Source organism: Micrococcus sp. EWR3.9.1 (genome assembly GCF_052615555.1).
Genome location: NZ_JBQXFD010000071.1, coordinates 1 through 220 on the forward strand (window position 1 = coordinate 1; position 220 = coordinate 220).

Below are 220 nucleotides of genomic sequence, written 5' to 3' on the forward strand. Positions count from 1 at the left end.
CCGTGCATCGATCCCGCCTGCTCGCTTCCCGGATGCGACGCAGCTGGGGAGGGCGCATGAGCCTCACCTCGGTCTTGCAGGCGATGGGCCTGTTCGCAGCGACCAACATCGACGACATCATCGTGCTCTCCCTCTTCTTCGCGCGAGGGGCAGGCCAGCGCGGCACTACCGCCCGCATTCTGGCCGGCCAGTACCTCGGATTCGCCGGCATCCTCGGTGC

At 67.7% G+C, this 220-nt stretch carries 1 pseudogene; it reads left to right on the top strand.

From position 1 onward, the window contains the following. Positions 1 to 56: 56 nt before the first annotated feature. Positions 57 to 220 (top strand): annotated as a pseudogene (locus tag ACUJ8O_RS11625) (cadmium resistance transporter); the annotation flags it as partial.